Genomic DNA, 19,032 nt, shown 5'->3' with positions numbered 1-19,032 from the left:
GGGGCTTACAGATCCCTGAATGCTGCGTCTGTAAGCTGACCTATGCATCAGCGGCAATATATAGCCGGGCCTATCTTCACGTCGCCCGCCACCGTTAAGGCGGGATACGTGAAGATAGGCTCCGAATATCATTAGAAACAGATAAACTATAAGGAATACACCATGTCAGACATTTTGAACAATGACGTGGATCCGATCGAAACCCGCGACTGGCTACAGGCGATCGAATCGGTCATCCGTGAAGAAGGTGTTGAGCGTGCACAGTTCCTGATTGATCAGGTTCTGAATACTGCCCGTCAGGGTGGTGTGAATGTTGCAGCAGGTGCTGCGGCCCGTAACTACATCAACACCATTCCTGTTGAGGATGAACCGGCCTACCCGGGCAACCTGGAGCTGGAACGTCGTATCCGTTCTGCTATCCGCTGGAACGCCGTCATGATGGTTCTGCGCGCATCCAAGAAAGATCTGGATCTGGGCGGTCACATGGCGTCTTACCAGTCTGCGGCTACCATGTATGAAGTGTGCTTCAACCACTTCTTCCGTGCGCAGAACGAAAAAGACGGCGGCGACGTTATTTATTTCCAGGGCCACTTAAGCCCGGGCTACTACGCACGCGCATTTATGGAAGGTCGTCTGACTGAAGAGCAGCTGAACAATTTCCGTCAGGAAATCGGCGGCAAAGGTCTGCCTTCTTATCCGCACCCTAAACTGATGCCAAACTTCTGGCAGTTCCCGACCGTTTCGATGGGTCTGGGGCCGCTGGCGGCTATCTATCAGGCTAAATTCCTGAAATATCTGGAACACCGTGGTCTGAAAGACACTTCTGAGCAAACCGTTTATGCCTTCCTGGGTGATGGCGAGATGGATGAGCCGGAATCTAAAGGTGCAATCAATATCGCTGTCCGCGAAAGCCTGGACAACCTGATCTTCGTTATCAACTGTAACCTGCAGCGCCTTGACGGCCCTGTCAACGGTAACGGTAAAATCGTTAACGAAATGGAAGGTATGTTCGCCGGTGCGGGCTGGCAGGTAATCAAAGTCATGTGGGGCGGCCGCTGGGATGAACTGCTGAAGAAAGATACCAGCGGTAAACTGATCCAGCTGATGAACGAAACCGTTGACGGCGACTATCAGACATTCAAATCCAAAGACGGTGCTTACGTCCGTGAACACTTCTTCAACCGCTATCCGGAAACCGCTGCATTAGTCAAAGACTGGACTGATGAGCAGATCTTCGCACTGAACCGCGGTGGTCACGATCCGAAGAAAATGTTCGCTGCACTGAAAAAAGCGCATGACACCAAAGGCAAACCAACACTGATCCTGGCCCAGACCGTTAAAGGTTATGGTATGGGTGATACCGCTGAAGGTAAAAACATCGCTCACCAGGTTAAGAAAATGAACATGGAAGGCGTGCGCCATCTCCGTGATCGTTTCAACATCGATGTGCCTGATGATCAGCTGGAAAAACTGCCGTACATCAAGTTTGACGAAAATTCAGAAGAGCAGAAATACATGATGGAACGCCGTGCGGCACTGCATGGTCCGGTTCCTTCACGCCGTTCTCATTTCGATGAGAAACTGGATATTCCTGCTCTGAGCGATTTCAGCCAGTTACTGGAAGAGCAGAACAAAGAAATTTCCACCACTATCGCGTTTGTGCGTGCCCTGAACGTGATGCTGAAAAACAAATCCATCAAAGAACGCATCGTGCCAATCATTGCGGATGAAGCGCGTACATTCGGTATGGAAGGTCTGTTCCGTCAGATCGGTATCTACAACTCCAAAGGTCAGCAGTATACGCCGCAGGACCGTGAGCAGGTTGCTTACTACCGTGAAGATGTGAAAGGTCAGATCCTGCAGGAAGGTATCAACGAACTGGGTGCCGGCGCATCCTGGCTGGCTGCTGCGACCTCTTACAGCACCAACAACGTTCCGATGATTCCGTTCTACATCTACTACTCAATGTTCGGTTTCCAGCGTATCGGTGACCTGATGTGGATGGCAGGCGACCAGCAGGCACGCGGCTTCCTGATCGGCGGTACTTCCGGCCGTACCACCCTGAACGGTGAAGGTCTGCAGCACGAAGACGGCCACAGCCACATTCAGTCTCTGACTATCCCTAACTGCCTGTCTTATGACCCGTCATTCGCATACGAAGTTGCGGTCATCATGCAGGATGGTCTGGAGCGTATGTATGGTGAAGCACAGGAAAACATTTACTACTACATCACCACTCTGAACGAAAACTACCACATGCCTGCAATGCCGGAAGGTGTTGAGGAAGGTATCCGTAAAGGTATCTACAAGCTCGAAACCCTGACCGGTGATAAAGGCAAGGTACAGTTACTGGGTTCAGGTGCGATTCTGCGTCACGTGCGTGAAGCGGGTCAGATTCTGTCTTCTGAGTACGGTATCAGCTCTGATATTTACAGCGTAACCTCGTTCACCGAACTGGCCCGTGAAGGTCAGGATTGTGACCGCTGGAACATGCTGCATCCGTCAGAAACCCCGCGTGTGCCTTACATCACTCAGGTGATGAACGATGCACCTGCTGTGGCGTCCACTGACTGGATGAAACTGTTCGCAGAACAGGTTCGCGGTTATGTTCCTGCTGACCAGTACCGCGTACTGGGTACCGACGGTTACGGCCGTTCAGACAGCCGTGATAACCTGCGTCATCATTTCGAAATCGATGCCGGTTATGTTGTTGTTGCTGCTCTGGGTGAGCTGGCTAAACGTGGTGAGGTTGACGTGAAAGTGGTTGAAGAAGCCATTAAGAAATTCAGCATCAACCCTGAAAAAGTTAACCCGCGTGTGGCATAAGAGGTAAAAATTAATGTCTATTGAAATCCATGTGCCCGATATCGGTTCAGATGAAGTTGATGTAACTGAAATCCTGGTCAGTGTCGGCGATAAAGTAGAAGCAGAACAATCACTCATCACCGTTGAAGGTGACAAGGCGTCGATGGAAGTTCCGTCTCCGCAGGCAGGGGTTGTTAAAGAAATTAAAGTGGCTGTGGGCGACAAAGTCAGCACCGGCTCTTTCATCATGGTATTTGAAGCAGAGGCCGCAGCAGCGGCTCCTGCTCCGGCAGCTCAGGCTGCCGCACCTGCTGCTCCGGCGGCGGCTGCCGCATCCGCACTGAAAGAAGTTCATGTACCGGATATCGGCGGTGACGAAGTTGACGTGACTGAAATTATGGTCAGCGTCGGCGATACCGTGACTGAAGAACAGTCTCTGATCACCGTTGAAGGCGACAAAGCGTCAATGGAAGTTCCGTCTCCGATGGCGGGCGTGGTTAAAGAGATCAAAGTGGCTGTCGGCGATAAAGTCAGCACCGGTTCCCTGATCATGGTCTTTGAAGTTGCGGGCGCAGCACCGGCGGCACAGCCTGCCGCAGCCGCTCCGGCTCCTGCAGCAGCGGCACCTGCCGTGGCAGCAGACAAAGAAATCCATGTACCGGATATCGGCGGTGATGAAGTTGACGTGACTGAAATCATGGTCAGCGTCGGCGATACCGTGACTGAAGAACAGTCTCTGATCACCGTTGAAGGCGATAAAGCCTCAATGGAAGTGCCGTCTCCGATGGCCGGTAAAGTTAAAGAAATCAAAGTAGCCGTTGGCGATAAAGTCAAAACCGGCTCTCTGATCATGGTATTCGAAGTGGTGGGCGCAGCACCTGCTCCGGCAGCACAGCCAGCCGCCGCCGCACCAGCGGCAGCAGCTCCGGCGTCTGCACCGGCAGCGAAAGCCGCTCCGGCAGCAGCACCGGCTGCGGGTAATGACTTCGTTGAGAACGATGCCTACGTTCACGCAAGTCCGGTTATCCGCCGTCTGGCCCGTGAATTCGGTGTGAACCTGGCGAAAGTCAAAGGTACAGGCCGTAAAGGCCGTATCCTGCGCGAAGACGTTCAGGCTTATGTGAAAGATGCGGTGAAACGCGCTGAAGCGGCGCCGGCTGCAGCAGGCGGTGGTTTACCTGGCATGCTGCCATGGCCGAAAGTGGACTTCAGCAAGTTCGGTGAAGTGGAAGAAGTTGAACTGAGCCGTATTCAGAAGCTGTCCGGTGCTAACCTGAGCCGTAACTGGGTGATGATCCCGCACGTTACGCTGATGGATGAAGCGGATATCACTGATGTTGAAGAATTCCGTAAACAGCAGAACAAAGAAGCTGAGAAGAAACAGCTGGGCGTGAAAATCACTCCGCTGGTCTTCGTGATGAAAGCCGCTGCCAAAGCGCTGGTCGAAATGCCGCGTTTCAACAGCTCTATCACTGAAGATGCACAGCGTCTGATTCTGAAAAAATATGTCAATATCGGTATCGCGGTAGACACCCCGAACGGCCTGGTTGTTCCTGTCATTAAAGATGTGAACAAAAAAGGTATTCTGGAACTGTCTTACGAACTGGCTGAAATCTCCAAGAAAGCCCGTAACGGTAAGCTGACGTCTTCTGATATGCAGGGCGGATGTTTCACCATCTCCAGCCTCGGCGGTATCGGGACAACCGGTTTCGCACCGATTGTTAACGCACCGGAAGTGGCTATCATGGGTCTGTCACGTTCATCCATGAAACCGGTATGGGACGGCAAACAGTTTGTTCCGCGTCTCATTCTGCCAATGTCACTCTCCTTCGACCACCGTGTGATCGATGGTGCTGACGGCGCCCGCTTCATCACGCTGATTAATCAGTACATGAGCGATTTACGCCGCCTGGCGATGTAAGCAATTACACTGAGACCGGTATAAAGCCGGTCTCAGCGGTGCAGGCTGAAACGTGCTCATCCCGGATAACGGGAGTCAGGTCACAGAACTGCGCCTTTCCAGGTTGTTAACAATTTTGTAAACTGCTCTCAGTGTGTACGTCCCGGTGGAATATATGTCGTCTGACCCGCCGGACAAACAATTAAGAGGTCACGATGAGTACTGAAATTAAAGCCCAGGTCGTTGTACTTGGTGCGGGCCCGGCAGGGTATTCAGCGGCTTTCCGCTGTGCTGACTTAGGTCTGGAAACTGTCCTGATTGAACGCTATTCAACCTTAGGCGGTGTCTGCCTGAACGTGGGTTGTATCCCGTCAAAAGCATTACTGCATGTTGCTAAAGTGATCGAAGAAGCGAAAGCGCTGGCTTCTCACGGCATCGTGTTCGGCGAACCGCAGACTGATATCGATAAAGTCCGTCTGTGGAAAGAGAAAGTCATTTCTCAGTTAACCGGCGGTCTGGCCGGTATGGCGAAAGGCCGTAAAGTGACTGTTGTGAATGGCCTCGGTCAGTTCACCGGCGCGAATACTATCGAAGTCAACGGTGAGAAGGGTAAAACCACCATCACGTTTGACAACGCGATTATTGCTGCGGGCTCACGCCCGATCCAGCTGCCGTTTATCCCGCACGAAGATCCGCGAGTCTGGGATTCAACCGATGCACTGCAGCTGAAAACCGTCCCGGGCCGTCTGCTGGTCATGGGTGGTGGTATTATCGGTCTGGAAATGGGTACCGTATACCATGCGCTGGGTTCAGAGATTGATGTTGTTGAAATGTTTGACCAGGTCATTCCTGCGGCAGACAAAGACATCGTTAAACTGTTCACCAAACGTATCAGCACTAAGTTTAACCTGATGCTGGAAACCAAAGTGACCGCCGTTGAAGCCAAAGAAGACGGTATCTATGTCACAATGGAAGGCAAGAAAGGTCCTGCAGAACCACAGCGTTACGACGCGGTTCTGGTGGCTATCGGTCGTACGCCTAACGGTAAACTGCTGGCGGCTGATAAAGCCGGTGTTGAAGTTGATGATCGCGGTTTCATCCACGTTGACAAACAAATGCGCACCAACGTGCCGCACATCTTTGCTATCGGCGATATCGTCGGTCAGCCGATGCTGGCGCACAAAGGTGTTCACGAAGGTCACGTGGCAGCCGAAGTTATCTCCGGTCTGAAGCACTACTTCGATCCGAAAGTGATCCCATCTATTGCCTACACCGAACCGGAAGTGGCATGGGTTGGTCTGACCGAGAAAGAAGCGAAAGAGAAGGGTATCAGCTACGAAACAGCTACCTTCCCATGGGCGGCTTCCGGTCGTGCAATCGCGTCTGACTGCGCTGAAGGTATGACCAAACTGATTTTCGACAAAGAATCTCACCGTGTTATCGGTGGTGCGATTGTCGGTACTAACGGCGGCGAGCTGTTAGGTGAAATCGGTCTGGCTATCGAAATGGGTTGTGATGCGGAAGATCTGGCACTGACCATTCACGCTCACCCGACGCTGTACGAATCAATCGGTATGGCGGCTGAGATTTACGAAGGCAGCATCACTGACCTTCCGAATCCGAAAGCGAAAAAGAAAAAGTAATCAGCTGACTCGGTAACCGTACTGTTACCCGGCTGAAAATAAAAATCCGGCTGCCTCTGGCGCCGGATTTTTTTATTCCCTGCCATCAGTACCCGTCTGTGTATTCATAGACAAACCGGTATTATTCAGATATTAATAATTTCAGCGTGCTGACCGCCGTTCCCAGTACAGCTGAACGATGTAAACGACCGTTTTTTGCATGTCCGGCGTAATCAATAATCGTGCAGATTCCTGTTTAAAACGGCATAACACTGGTGAAACGGGTAAGCAGCAAGTTTAATTCACTAATGTTATTCAGCTCACAAATTGTTTATGTTGCTTTAATGTGAATGAATTAACAATGTGTTTAAATTTTGATATGCTGAAACCCCGTTGCCGGGCACTCATAAAAAACACAAAGCAAGGAGTACGTCGTGCTGGAAAATTACCGCAGGCACGTTGCCGAACGTGCAGCACAAGGGATCGCCCCTAAGCCATTGGAAGCCGCTCAGGTTGCTGAGTTAGTCGAATTACTGAAATCTCCGCCGGCAGGCGAAGAAGCGTTTCTTGTTGATCTGATTACCAACCGTGTACCGCCGGGTGTTGATGAAGCCGCGTATGTGAAAGCCGGTTTTCTGGCCGCGCTGGCAAAAGGTGAAGCACATTCACCGCTGATCACCGCTGAAAAAGCTGTTGAATTACTCGGCACCATGCAGGGTGGTTATAATATTCATGCCCTGATTGAATCCCTCGATAACGAAAAACTGGCTCCGGTCGCCGCCAAAGCCCTCTCTCATACCTTACTGATGTTTGATAATTTCTATGATGTGGAAGAAAAGGCGAAAGCCGGTAATTCCTATGCACAGAAAATTATTCAGTCCTGGGCTGATGCAGACTGGTTCCTGGAACGTCCGCAACTGGCGGAAAAACTGACCGTCACCGTCTTTAAAGTCTCCGGTGAAACCAACACCGATGATCTGTCACCGGCACCGGATGCCTGGTCGCGTCCTGACATCCCGCTGCATGCTCTCGCGATGCTGAAAAACCCGCGTGACGGCATTGATCCGGATGAGCCGGGCAATATCGGTCCGGTTAATCAGATCGATCTTCTCAGCAAAAAAGGGTTCCCGCTGGCCTATGTCGGTGATGTGGTCGGTACCGGCTCTTCCCGTAAATCTGCGACCAACTCTGTGCTGTGGTTTATGGGGGATGATATCCCGTATGTGCCGAACAAGCGCGGCGGCGGTATCGTGCTGGGCGGCAAAATTGCCCCGATTTTTTTCAACACGATGGAAGACGCGGGTGCGCTGCCGGTGGAAGTGGATGTCAGTAATCTGAATATGGGGGATGTGATTGATGTTTACCCGTATAAAGGTGAGATCCGCAACCATGACACCAATGAACTGCTGGCAACATTTGAACTGAAAACCGATGTGCTGCTGGATGAAGTCCGCGCCGGTGGCCGTATCCCGCTGATTATCGGTCGCGGCCTGACTGCAAAAGCTCGCGAGTCTCTTGGTCTGCCGCATACGGATATTTTCCGCCAGGCGAAACCGGTTGAGAAAAGCAGCCGCGGTTTCTCGCTGGCTCAGAAGATGGTCGGTCGTGCCTGCGGCGTGGCGGGTATCCGTCCGGGCGAATACTGCGAGCCGAAGATGACTTCTGTCGGCTCTCAGGATACCACCGGGCCGATGACCCGTGATGAACTGAAAGATCTGGCCTGTCTTGGTTTCTCTGCGGATCTGGTGATGCAGTCCTTCTGCCACACAGCCGCTTATCCGAAGCCGGTGGATGTAAACACGCATCACACCCTGCCTGATTTCATTATGAACCGTGGTGGTGTGTCGCTGCGTCCGGGAGACGGTATCATCCACTCCTGGCTGAACCGCATGCTGCTGCCGGATACTGTCGGTACCGGTGGTGACTCTCACACCCGTTTCCCTATCGGGATTTCCTTCCCGGCCGGTTCCGGTCTGGTTGCCTTTGCGGCAGCGACCGGCGTGATGCCGCTGGATATGCCGGAATCGGTACTGGTACGCTTTAAAGGGAAAATGCAGCCGGGGATCACACTGCGTGACCTGGTGCATGCGATTCCGTATTACGCTATTCAGCAGGGCCTGCTGACAGTGGAGAAAAAAGGGAAGAAAAATATTTTCTCCGGCCGTATCCTGGAAATTGAAGGGCTGCCGACACTGAAAGTGGAACAGGCGTTTGAGCTGGCAGATGCATCTGCCGAGCGTTCTGCGGCAGGTTGTACCATCAAACTGGATAAAGAGCCGATTACGGAATACCTCAATTCCAATATCGTCCTGCTGAAATGGATGATTGCGGAAGGCTACGGTGATCGCCGTACCATTGAGCGCCGTATTCAGAGCATGGAAAAATGGCTGGCGGATCCGCAATTGCTGGAAGGTGATGCGGATGCAGACTATGCGGCGGTGATCGAAATCGACCTCAATGAGATCAAAGAGCCGATTCTCTGTGCGCCGAATGACCCGGATGATGCACGCCTCCTGTCTGACGTGGCAGGCAGTAAAATTGATGAAGTCTTTATCGGCTCCTGCATGACTAACATCGGGCACTTCCGCGCGGCGGGTAAACTGCTCGACAGTCATAAAGGCCAGCTTCCGACCCGCCTGTGGGTGGCACCGCCGACCAAGATGGATGCTGCTCAGCTGACAGAAGAGGGCTATTACAGCATCTTCGGTAAGAGCGGTGCCCGTGTTGAGATCCCGGGCTGTTCACTGTGCATGGGTAACCAGGCGCGTGTGGCGGATAACTCAACCGTTGTGTCCACCTCCACCCGTAACTTCCCGAACCGTCTGGGTACCGGTGCCGATGTGTACCTGGCCTCTGCGGAACTGGCGGCGGTGGCTTCCCTGCTGGGGCGTTTACCGACACCGGCGGAGTATCAGACCTTTATGGATAAAGTGGATGAGACGGCAGAAGATACCTACCGTTACCTCAACTTTGACCAGCTGAACGAGTATACCAAAGTTGCGGATGGTGTGATTTTCCAGACTCAGGTGTGATTTGCTGACCTTATAAAACGGGTGCACATTCAGATGTGCATCCGTTTTTTTTACATCCGAATTTCTTTGCCATTCAAATAGTTGATGTTTGTTTTATTGTAGTGGTTAATGATAATGATGTGTATTAATAGCTCCTTTATTTTTGAGGGAGAAATGCACGATGACAGTATCCGTAATATCCGCCGCAACAAAAACAATACACGTTAATACTGTGCCGGCAGCTGATGCTATCGGTAGCATGCATGATTTTGCATCAAAAATTGACAGCGTGAAAAATACATCTGAAGTGTTGTCATCATTTAAATCATGGCGCAGTACTCTGTTGGAAAACATGACTATGCTGTTTGAAAAGATCACATCACTTATCTGGGGAAAGAGTGATTCGCTCAGCAGCATGAAACAACAGACCGGGTCAGCTCCGGAACAGAAAATGGGGCACGTCGATTTAAGCCGCTTAACACCGGAACCAAAGAGTGAGTCTGAAATATTTCAGGTGAGCGGGCAGAAAAATATTTATTCTGACTATGATGTTAACCTTTTTTATAAAGAAAATAATCAATATTATCCGGTCACTTTTATCGGTACCGAACGGCGTATTATTCATATCGGCGACTCTGCCGAAAACCGTATTACCTGCCTTTTTAATCCGGATGACGGAACATTAATGCCTGCCGGAAAGGGTATCAGTAATACATCACTGTCGTTCATTCATTCAGTAAATCTTTATAAACAAACGTTGCCGGACGGTAAAAACAGTATTTATTTACGCTTCGATACAGCAACAAATCAATTGATCAGAACAGACATTACAGATATCACAGAGCTGGATAATCAGGTTACAAAAATAGCGTTCAGGCATTTTAACCTCTTTGTGCCTGAAAATGCGTCAGCAGAGGTTTATCTGGCCGCGCATGGTGAACAGGCGTTATTCGAAAAAAATACTATTCCTGACGGTATATCGCTTGGTTTCTATACTGATAAAGGAAAGGCACTGAATGGGCATATGGATGATATCCTCCTGCTGGCAAAAGGGCAGTTTCCTGTCACAGAGCGTCATCATCATGGTGAACGTATCGAGGGATACGTCATCACTCAGGGTAATGAAGAGAATACCGATTACGCCGGGCTGGCAAAGGAAAGCGGCAATACACTGATTAGTATGAACAAGGGGAAGTCGGACTCAATGAGTCATGTGATAAAATCAGTTTCAGATGTTTTTTGTGGTAAACAAATCAATCTGAATCTCTATATGTGCCGTACCCGTATATAACCGTAGCATGACTGATTGATATCAGAGCGGACGTTCCCGGGAGCGTTCGTTTTTTTATCATTACGATATAACGGGCAGAGATGTTTTCAGACTGATCCGGTACTGTATTCCTGACGGTTGACTGATATTTTCCGCCGGGTAACCCGTACCGGGCGACGGGATATATCTCAATCACGGATAACCCGCTAAAATAAGAGCAGGTGTTGCATACGTGACAGCGGTAAAGCATTAACAAGAGGTATACAGCGATGGATTATGAATTTTCCCTCGGGATCGACGGGAACGTGATAGTTAAGCTGTCAATGGATCACGAAGCGATCGGTCACTGGCTGAATGAAGAAGTGAAAGGGGATCTCTCGGTAATTGATGAGGTAACCGTGGCATTTGACAGTATTAAAGGGCGGGAACAGCAGTGGCAGCGTGTGGGGCATGAATACACTTTGCTGATGGATGATGAGGAAATCATGATTAATGCAAATCAGATTACCTTTGAAACTGACGAACCGGATGAAGGCATGAGTTATTACGATAATGAAAGTATTGCGTTCTGCGGAACAGCTGACTTTATGATTTTACTGGAAAATTATCGTAAATTTATTGTGACCGGCGGGCAGGGCTGAGAATTTTTATTCTGAAATTTTTATTTGTTACGGTAATATAAACCAGTAGTTCTTTACCTGAGGCGATAATCGGTCGGTTATTGCAACAATATTGTTTTCTTTATTTCCGATAACTTATGAGGTGGATGAATGAATGAACAAATCCTGACGGACGGCCTGAATCAGGCGACCGGCTGGCTGGCAAACAATCAGGCATTACTGCTGGAATATGCGGTAAATATTGTGGCTGCTGTGCTGACCCTGATTGTCGGTCTGTTTGTGGCGAAAATGGCCGCTAAAGCGGTTTCCCGCCTGCTGTCGATGCGCGGTGTGGATGTCACCGTCTCTGATTTTCTGTCCGCCATGGTTCGCTATGCGGTTATTGCCTTTACACTGATTGCGGTACTGGGGCGTCTCGGCGTACAGACAGCATCCGTTATCGCGGTACTCGGTGCGGCAGGTCTGGCCGTTGGTCTGGCATTGCAGGGTTCACTTTCTAATCTCGCGGCAGGGGTACTGCTGGTCATTTTCCGCCCTATCCGTGCCGGGGAATATGTGGTTATCGGGGCGTCAGAAGGAACGGTTCAGAATGTACAGATTTTCTCCACCACACTGCGCAGTGCCGATGATAAAATCATTGTCATTCCGAACGGTAAAGTCATTGCCGGCGATATTATTAACGTGACCCGTGAACCGAATCGCCGCCGTGACATTATTGTCGGTGTGGCGTACAACGCGGATATTGATCAGGTCAAAGAGATTCTGACAGAGATCGTCGCGGCTGATCCGCGTGTGCAGAAAGAGAAAGGTATCGTGGTGCGCCTCAATGAAATGGCACCGTCTTCTCTGAATTTTATCGTCCGTTACTGGACGAAGAACGGTGATTTCATGGATGTAAACTGGGATCTGCTGGAAAACTTCAAGCGCGCGCTGGATAAACATAATATCGGCATTCCGTTCCCGCAGCTTGATGTGCATATGCATCAGAATAGTCAGCAAACACAGGCGTAACAGGTGTAACAGGTGTATATTATCAGCGGTGCCTCTTCGGGTGCCGCTTTTTTTTGCCGTACTGTGAGAGATTATGATGAGCGAGCATTTACTTCATTTTATTCCTGAGACACTGAGTTATATCCCGGATGCTGAGCAGCAACAGGCTGCGGAGCAGTATCTGAGTGAATGGATGGCGGCTGACGATATTATGCATCAGGCGGATCCGGACGTGATGTTCTGGTCCGGCAGTGAAAATTTCCGTTATCCGCTGTGTCCGGTCTGCCGTAAACAGGTTTCCGGCGTCTGGTGGGGCGCACAAATGAATGCCATTTTTGCGGTCACCGGACAGGCGCGTATTTCTGCGGCGCTGACACCACGCAATACGCCCTGCTGCGGTGCGCCGGTTGTTATTCCGGATATGGATTACGATGAAACCGGCGGTTTCGCGTGTTACGGGCTGACCGTCCGTTATAACAACAGTTTTATTGTCTGCATGGATAACGGGCGTGACGAAATTATCCGTCGTGTGAGTGAATGTCTCGGCACACCGGTGCGTCTGGTCTGGGAGTGGATCTGACCACATTGCTCTGTATGTTATTAGCCGCAGTAATGGTCCATTAATGGTATTAATTTCACTAATACTGAAATCCCGGTAATATTCATTCCATCCGGCGTGGATTGAATAATTATCGGGATTTTTTGCATGTTATCGACATATTTTCAGGGGTTATTACTCGGTGCGGCAATGATATTGCCGCTCGGACCGCAAAACGTATTTGTATTACAGCAGGGGAGTCGCAAACAGTATCATCTGATGAGTGCATTTTTATGCACGCTGAGTGATGTTTTACTGATCACGGCCGGGGTCTTCGGCGGCAGTGCGCTGCTGAGCCGGTCAGTGTGGCTGATGGCACTGGTCACCTGGGGCGGCGTGGCGTTTTTGCTGTGGTACGGCTGGGGCGCCCTGCGGGCAGTCTTTACCGCTGATACCGCGCTGACCATGCAGGAGCAGGTGGTCCGCAGCCGCTGGCGGGTGATTATGACGCTGGTGGCTGTTACCTGGCTGAATCCGCATGTTTATCTGGACACCTTTGTGGTGCTGGGCAGCATCGGCGGGCAGCTCGGTTCCGATATGCGGATCTGGTTCACTGCCGGGGCGGTCTGTGCCTCCGTATTGTGGTTCTTCGGCCTGGCGCTGTTGGCGGCCTGGTTCTCTCCGGTGCTGCAAAAGCCGGTATCACAGCGGATTATCAATCTGTTTGTCGGTTCGGTGATGTGGTATATCGCGATACAATTAGCCTTAAAAGGATTGAATATTTCTTATTAATCCGAAATATTGTTTTGCCGGAGTGTGATAGTGTTATGAATTCCGGCATAACATCCTGTTATGTGACCGGTTTAAAACAGAAGGAGGAAATATGAAACTGAAATCTCTTGCTCTTGCCGCGATGGTTGCCCTGGGAAGTTACACGGCTGCGGTTCAGGCAGCGGAAACCCCGGCAGGCCCGCATATTTCAACCTCCGGCAGCGCGGTGATCCAGGCTGAGCCTGATATGGCGACATTGACTATCAATGTGACCGTAAAGGAAAAAGAGGCGTCAGCCGCCAAAGCACAGGCAGATAAACGTGTGGCGCAGTATTTTGATTTCCTGAAAGCGCAGGGAATTGAAAAGAAAGACATTAATGCGGCTAATATCAGTACCAGTCCGGATTATGTCTATGACAAAGAGAAAGAAGAGTCCGTTATCCGTGGCTATAACGCCTCCCGCTCTGTCACGGTAAAAGTGCATGACCTGAACAAGCTGAATACATTGCTCGACGGTGCGCTGAAAAGTGGCCTGAATGATATCAGTGCCGTGGAGTTCGGGGTGAATAATCCGGAGAAATACCGCGAAGAAGCACGCCAGAAAGCGATTTCAGATGCGATTTCACAGGCTAAATCCGTGGCAAAAGGCTTTGGTACTGAGCTGGGTGCCGTTTACAGCATCGGTTATAACGCACCACAGCCGGTTCCGGTGATGGCGCGTGGTAAAATGATGCTGGCTGCCAATGCACCGGCAGCAGTATCAGCGGATGAAACCTATGAACAGCAGACTATTGATTTCCGCGATCAGGTGGATGTTGTGTTTGAACTGAAACGTTAATCCGTTTCAGGCGGTTCCTGCCGTAAGGTCTGACGCCCGTGTTTCAGCAGGGCGTCAGTCACCCGGCGCATGGTGGCACTTTCCGGCGCAAACCGGTGCCAGTACAGCATCCGGCGCTGAAACAGCCCCGGTGTCAGATCCAGCAACTCTCCCCGTTCCAGTTCATCCGCAATCTGCAAATGCGGGATCATACAACAGGCCGAACTCTGTTTTGCCAGCTGTACAAACGCTTCCGAGGAATTGAGCACGTGGCTCGGCACACTGCCGGGAGCGAGGTCAAAATTGGTCTGCAAAAAGGCCATGTGCATATCATCGAGATAATCAAACGCCACAGCCGGTGCTTTCAGCAGGGCACTGCGGCTGACACCGTCAGGAAAATAACGGGCGGCAAATTCCGGTGAGGCGACAAAGAGGTAATCCAGCGCACCAAGCTGATCCGCCAGACAGCCGGGCAGCGGACGCGGCTGAATACTGACCGCACCGACCACTTCCCCGCGCCGCAGGCGTTCATGTGTCCGCGATTCATCTTCCACCTGAATATTCAGCCGGATAGACAGATCCGCCAGAACATGGCGCAGTGCCGGGAGCAGCCAGGTCGCGAGGCTGTCGGCGTTGACCGCCAGAGAGATCAGCGGCGGTTCAATATTCCCGGCGTCATCCCCCAGCCATTCCGCTTCCAGTAATTCCACCTGATGCAGCAGGCCGAGCAGCTTCTGGCCTTCTTCGGTCGGACGCGGCGGCACGGTACGCACCAGCAGCGGCTGCCCGAACAGATTTTCCAGCTGTTTGATACGCTGCGAAACGGCAGACTGGGTAATACAAAGTTTCTGCGCAGCCCGCTCAAAACCACGTTCACGGATAACAGCGTCCAGCGCCTGCAGGGCACGATAATCCGGTCGTCTCATGGCGGTTTTCTCCTCTTTTTTATAAGTCATTCACAATATGCCATAATTCGCATTCCGGGGGAGAAATAATTGCTATAATTATCACGGGCTATGCCGGTGGCATAGGATGACGATGAAAAGGCAATAACATGACTCAGGATGAATTAAAAAAAGCGGTTGGCTGGGCGGCATTAGAATTCGTGAAGCCGGGCACCATTGTCGGTGTGGGCACCGGGTCCACCGCATCTCACTTTATTGATGCACTGGCAACCATGAAAGGCCAGATTGACGGCGCGGTATCCAGCTCAGTGGTCTCAACCGAAAAACTGAAAAGCTACGGCATTCCGGTGCTGGACTGCAATGATGTGGACAGCCTGGATGTGTATGTCGATGGTGCGGATGAAATCGACCACCACATGAATATGATCAAAGGCGGCGGTGCGGCACTGACCCGCGAGAAAATTGTGGCGGCTATCGCGAAGAAATTCATTTGTATCGTGGATGAAAGCAAGCGTGTTGATATTCTGGGTAAATTCCCGCTGCCGGTGGAAGTGATCCCGATGGCGCGTTCTTATGTGGCACGTGAACTGGTCAAACTCGGCGGTCAGCCGGAATACCGTCAGAATGTGGTGACGGATAACGGCAACGTGATTCTGGATGTCTACAATCTGGAAATCCTGAACCCGGTTGAGCTGGAAAATAAAATCAACGGGATCGCCGGTGTGGTGACTGTCGGTTTATTTGCTAACCGTGGTGCCGACGTGGTGCTGATGGGAACTCAGGATGGCGTAAAAACCATTAAATAAATCAGTACGATATCTGTCATATTCAGATGCTGAATAAGGAACCGGAAACGGTTCCTTTTTTTATTTTTTTTAAATCATAAATTTCGGTGATATATATCACAATTTTGTCTTTGATATGGCCAAAATATCAGCGCTCAGCGGCATTTTTTCATTTTCTTCTGTAAACCGGCTTTTTCCCTGTGACTTGTTCTGTGACTTATACAGGAGCGTGTATTGCGGAGACGTTATTTTTTGTTATTTTGATGTGAGGACAGGACATTTCGGGAACTTAACAAAAGGCAGGGTCATGGTAAAAGTATCACTGGAAAAAGATAAAATTAAATTTCTGCTATTGGAAGGCGTACACCAGAGTGCGGTAGACAGTCTGAAAGCAGCGGGTTATTCAAATATTGAATATCATAAAGGTGCATTATCCACGGAAGAATTAAAAGAAGCGATCCGTGATGCACGCTTTATCGGTATCCGATCTCGTACCCAACTGACGGAAGAGATTTTTGCCTGTGCGGAAAAACTGGTCGCTGTCGGTTGTTTCTGTATCGGAACGAACCAGGTTGATCTCGATGCTGCGGCAAAACGCGGTATCCCGGTCTTTAACGCGCCATTCTCAAACACCCGTTCCGTGGCTGAGATGGTGCTGGGCCAGTTATTACTGCTGCTGCGCCGTATTCCGGAAGCCAATGCCAAAGCCCATCGTGGTATCTGGGACAAACAGGCGAAAGGCTGCTACGAGGCGCGCGGAAAAAAACTGGGGATTATCGGTTACGGTCATATCGGGACACAGCTGGGGATCCTGGCGGAATCCATCGGGATGGATGTCTATTTTTACGATATCGAAAACAAACTGCCGCTTGGTAATGCCACTCAGGTACGTCATCTGTCTGAACTGCTGAATATGAGTGACGTGGTCACGCTGCATGTGCCGGAAACGGAATCCACCAAAAATATGATTGGTAAACAGGAGTTTGAACTGATGAAACCGGGGGCGATTTTTATCAACGCCTCACGCGGTACGGTGGTCGATATCCCGGCACTGAGTCAGGCGCTGGCATCAAAACATCTGTCCGGTGCGGCGGTGGATGTGTTCCCGTCTGAACCGGCAGCGAACAATGACCCGGCGGATCCGTTTATTTCTGAGCTGATTGGGTTTGATAATGTCATTCTTACCCCGCATATCGGCGGCTCCACCCAGGAAGCACAGGAAAATATCGGGTTTGAGGTCGGCGGTAAGCTGGCGAAATACTCTGATAACGGCTCGACGCTCTCGGCGGTCAACTTCCCGGAAGTATCTCTGCCGGTGCACGGCCAGAATGCCAACCGTCTGCTGCACATCCACGAAAACCGCCCGGGACTGCTGACCAGCATCAACCAGGTCTTTACTGATCGCGGTATTAATATCGCGGCGCAGTATCTGCGGACGGCGGGTGATCTGGGCTATGTGGTGATCGATATTGTGGCGAATAACAAAGACGAAGCGGATGATGTTCTGCTGCAGCTGAAAGCGCTGCCGGGAACTATCAGAGCGCGTCTGTTGTTCTGAGAGCGGTGATTGCTCTGCGGTTAACGGGCAAATGAAACGAAAAGCATGCGCGTCATGGATGACGCGCCTGAGCGCACACGGATGTGTTTACCGCGACTTTTCGTTTTTGCCCGTTAACCGCTATCGCTGTCAGCTTCAGATGAATTATTTATTTATCTGATTGTTTATACTGATTTATTTATGTTCCGGCCACAACCAGCGGCGTGATGGTGTGATCACTTCCGGCAGCGGGACATCCCACTGTGCGGCGGGAAGTTCATCAACCAGCTGACAATCATGCGCCAGCCCCACCGGGTAAAATCCTTTCTTCTGCCAGCCCGCCAGGGTTCGGTCATAAAAACCGCCGCCCATCCCGAGACGCTCTCCTTTTTCATCAAACGCAACCAGCGGAATAAACATCATATCCAGTTCCTGCGGCGGCAATACCTGTGTGACATCCAATGCCGGTTCTGAAATTGAAAACTTGTTTTTAATCAGCGGGGTATCAGGGCGATAAGCGAGGAATAACAGATGATGGCGGCTGAACGGGTGAAGAACAGGCAAAAATACCTGTTTTCCCTGTGACCACAGCCACTCTGTCAGCGGACCGGTATCAATCTCACCATCAAAAGAGAGAAACAGGGCAATATTATTGGCGCGGTGTATATCGGGGTGATGAATGATTTGCTGAACAAGGTTTTGCGCTGCAGTGCTTTGCTGCTGAAGTGTCAGCGCACGGCGTTTGTTGCGGATTAACTGACGCAGATGATGCCGCGCTTGTAACAACGGGTCATGAGTCATAGTGAAATCAGCGAAATATCAGGCGATAAAGAAGAGAGAGGTCTCCAAGATGCCGTCGCAGGCTGTAACCCTTGAACCCTTGGTTCAAGGTGAACGCGGTGTTGCTTCCATTAGGCTGCCTGAACGAATCAGGTATGCTCACCGGTGACAAATCACCACATTCTGTCTGTATCAATATCGGCTCAGGGGACTGACCCGCAGACAAACATCTCAGAGAATTTTGTGAACGTTGTGTAACGCTGTTCTTAAACTCATTGTATGAAATCAGGCGGAGATTGCAACCTAATTTCGAAATTTTTTTTGTCTAGTGACTGATTTCTAAACAATTTTATTCAATAGGTGTTACCTGGCGCTCCGTGATACGGGTTTGGTCATGCAGCGCCTGCTCGATAGTCTGCTGTAACAGTTTTATCTTTTGTTCCATGTTATAGGCATAATCGCGCGTTTTCAATTTTTCTTGTGTCAGTTCGTGACAGATGTTTAGCGCGACGATAAAAACGAGCTGTTCTGTGTTGGACACCCGGCTGCGTTCTTTCAGGTCCTGTAACCGTTGTTCAAGCTCCGCAGCAGAAGCGAGCAGAGCTTCTCTTTGTTCCGGTGGACAATTAACGCGCATGGAACGCCCGAATATCTGGATATCAACGGGTTGTGCAGACATGA

The 19,032-nt window shown here is 50.7% G+C and carries 15 protein-coding genes and 1 other RNA gene; 12 read left to right on the top strand and 4 right to left on the bottom strand.

The features are described from left to right. Positions 1 to 162: 162 nt before the first annotated feature. The 10 genes from aceE to ACF8OF_RS17925 all read left to right on the top strand — a co-directional run bounded on the left by aceE (position 163) and on the right by ACF8OF_RS17925 (position 14,365). Positions 163 to 2,826: a pyruvate dehydrogenase (acetyl-transferring), homodimeric type gene (gene aceE / locus ACF8OF_RS17970; RefSeq protein ID WP_025152796.1), complete on the top strand. Its 2,664-nt coding sequence runs from the start codon at positions 163 to 165 to the stop codon at positions 2,824 to 2,826. 13 nt (positions 2,827 to 2,839) lie between these two features. Then, positions 2,840 to 4,726: a pyruvate dehydrogenase complex dihydrolipoyllysine-residue acetyltransferase gene (aceF, locus tag ACF8OF_RS17965; RefSeq protein WP_392497298.1), complete on the top strand. Its 1,887-nt coding sequence runs from the start codon at positions 2,840 to 2,842 to the stop codon at positions 4,724 to 4,726. A 194-nt stretch (positions 4,727 to 4,920) separates the two neighbouring features. Next, entirely contained in the window at positions 4,921 to 6,348 is a 1,428-nt protein-coding gene (gene lpdA / locus ACF8OF_RS17960) for a dihydrolipoyl dehydrogenase (RefSeq protein ID WP_025152798.1), read from the top strand. Between the two features lie 413 nt (positions 6,349 to 6,761). Continuing rightward, on the top strand, positions 6,762 to 9,359 hold the full coding sequence (acnB, locus tag ACF8OF_RS17955; protein ID WP_262883351.1) for a bifunctional aconitate hydratase 2/2-methylisocitrate dehydratase: 2,598 nt from the start codon (positions 6,762 to 6,764) through the stop codon (positions 9,357 to 9,359). 160 nt (positions 9,360 to 9,519) lie between these two features. Continuing rightward, positions 9,520 to 10,629 (top strand): putative adhesin, encoded by a 1,110-nt coding sequence (locus ACF8OF_RS17950; RefSeq protein ID WP_392497297.1) that lies wholly within the window; start codon positions 9,520 to 9,522, stop codon positions 10,627 to 10,629. A 248-nt stretch (positions 10,630 to 10,877) separates the two neighbouring features. Next, positions 10,878 to 11,249, top strand: a complete 372-nt coding sequence (locus ACF8OF_RS17945; RefSeq protein WP_262860725.1) for a YacL family protein — start codon at positions 10,878 to 10,880, stop codon at positions 11,247 to 11,249. 129 nt (positions 11,250 to 11,378) lie between these two features. Further along, a complete protein-coding gene (gene mscS / locus ACF8OF_RS17940; RefSeq protein WP_279796678.1) occupies positions 11,379 to 12,239 on the top strand; it encodes a small-conductance mechanosensitive channel MscS in 861 nt (286 codons plus the stop codon). A gap of 73 nt (positions 12,240 to 12,312) precedes the next feature. Beyond that, positions 12,313 to 12,798, top strand: a complete 486-nt coding sequence (locus tag ACF8OF_RS17935) for a hypothetical protein (protein WP_262860723.1) — start codon at positions 12,313 to 12,315, stop codon at positions 12,796 to 12,798. 126 nt (positions 12,799 to 12,924) lie between these two features. After that, on the top strand, positions 12,925 to 13,548 hold the full coding sequence (gene argO / locus ACF8OF_RS17930) for an arginine exporter ArgO (RefSeq protein ID WP_392497296.1): 624 nt from the start codon (positions 12,925 to 12,927) through the stop codon (positions 13,546 to 13,548). A gap of 91 nt (positions 13,549 to 13,639) precedes the next feature. After that, positions 13,640 to 14,365, top strand: coding sequence for an oxidative stress defense protein (locus ACF8OF_RS17925; protein ID WP_262860721.1), 726 nt, complete (start codon positions 13,640 to 13,642; stop codon positions 14,363 to 14,365). Here ACF8OF_RS17925 and ACF8OF_RS17920 read toward each other — a convergent pair. Continuing rightward, on the bottom strand, positions 14,362 to 15,270 hold the full coding sequence (locus tag ACF8OF_RS17920) for a LysR family transcriptional regulator ArgP (protein WP_072870594.1): 909 nt from the start codon (positions 15,268 to 15,270) through the stop codon (positions 14,362 to 14,364). The genes ACF8OF_RS17925 and ACF8OF_RS17920 overlap by 4 nt on opposite strands. Before the next feature lie 128 nt (positions 15,271 to 15,398). Here ACF8OF_RS17920 and rpiA point away from each other — a divergent pair, with 128 nt between their 5' ends. Next, on the top strand, positions 15,399 to 16,055 hold the full coding sequence (rpiA, locus tag ACF8OF_RS17915) for a ribose-5-phosphate isomerase RpiA (RefSeq protein ID WP_004238350.1): 657 nt from the start codon (positions 15,399 to 15,401) through the stop codon (positions 16,053 to 16,055). 286 nt (positions 16,056 to 16,341) lie between these two features. Further along, the gene (gene serA, locus ACF8OF_RS17910) at positions 16,342 to 17,592 is read left to right on the top strand and encodes a phosphoglycerate dehydrogenase (RefSeq protein WP_025152806.1); all 1,251 of its coding nucleotides are present in this window, start codon (positions 16,342 to 16,344) and stop codon (positions 17,590 to 17,592) included. A 174-nt stretch (positions 17,593 to 17,766) separates the two neighbouring features. On the opposite strand, the gene ACF8OF_RS17905 is transcribed toward serA, so the two are convergent. The 3 genes from ACF8OF_RS17905 to zapA all read right to left on the bottom strand — a co-directional run bounded on the left by ACF8OF_RS17905 (position 17,767) and on the right by zapA (position 19,030). Then, positions 17,767 to 18,372, bottom strand: coding sequence for a 5-formyltetrahydrofolate cyclo-ligase (locus ACF8OF_RS17905; RefSeq protein WP_279796668.1), 606 nt, complete (start codon positions 18,370 to 18,372; stop codon positions 17,767 to 17,769). 37 nt (positions 18,373 to 18,409) lie between these two features. Then, positions 18,410 to 18,592, bottom strand: a non-coding RNA gene (gene ssrS / locus ACF8OF_RS17900) — 6S RNA. Positions 18,593 to 18,700: 108 nt separating this feature from the next. Continuing rightward, positions 18,701 to 19,030 (bottom strand): cell division protein ZapA, encoded by a 330-nt coding sequence (gene zapA / locus ACF8OF_RS17895; RefSeq protein WP_262860717.1) that lies wholly within the window; start codon positions 19,028 to 19,030, stop codon positions 18,701 to 18,703. Between the last annotated feature and the right edge of the window lie 2 nt (positions 19,031 to 19,032).

The sequence above is a fragment of the Morganella sp. TYF_1 genome (assembly GCF_043105645.1).
Lineage (GTDB): Bacteria > Pseudomonadota > Gammaproteobacteria > Enterobacterales > Enterobacteriaceae > Morganella > Morganella morganii_B.
This window is presented reverse-complemented; position numbering and strand designations above follow the sequence as displayed.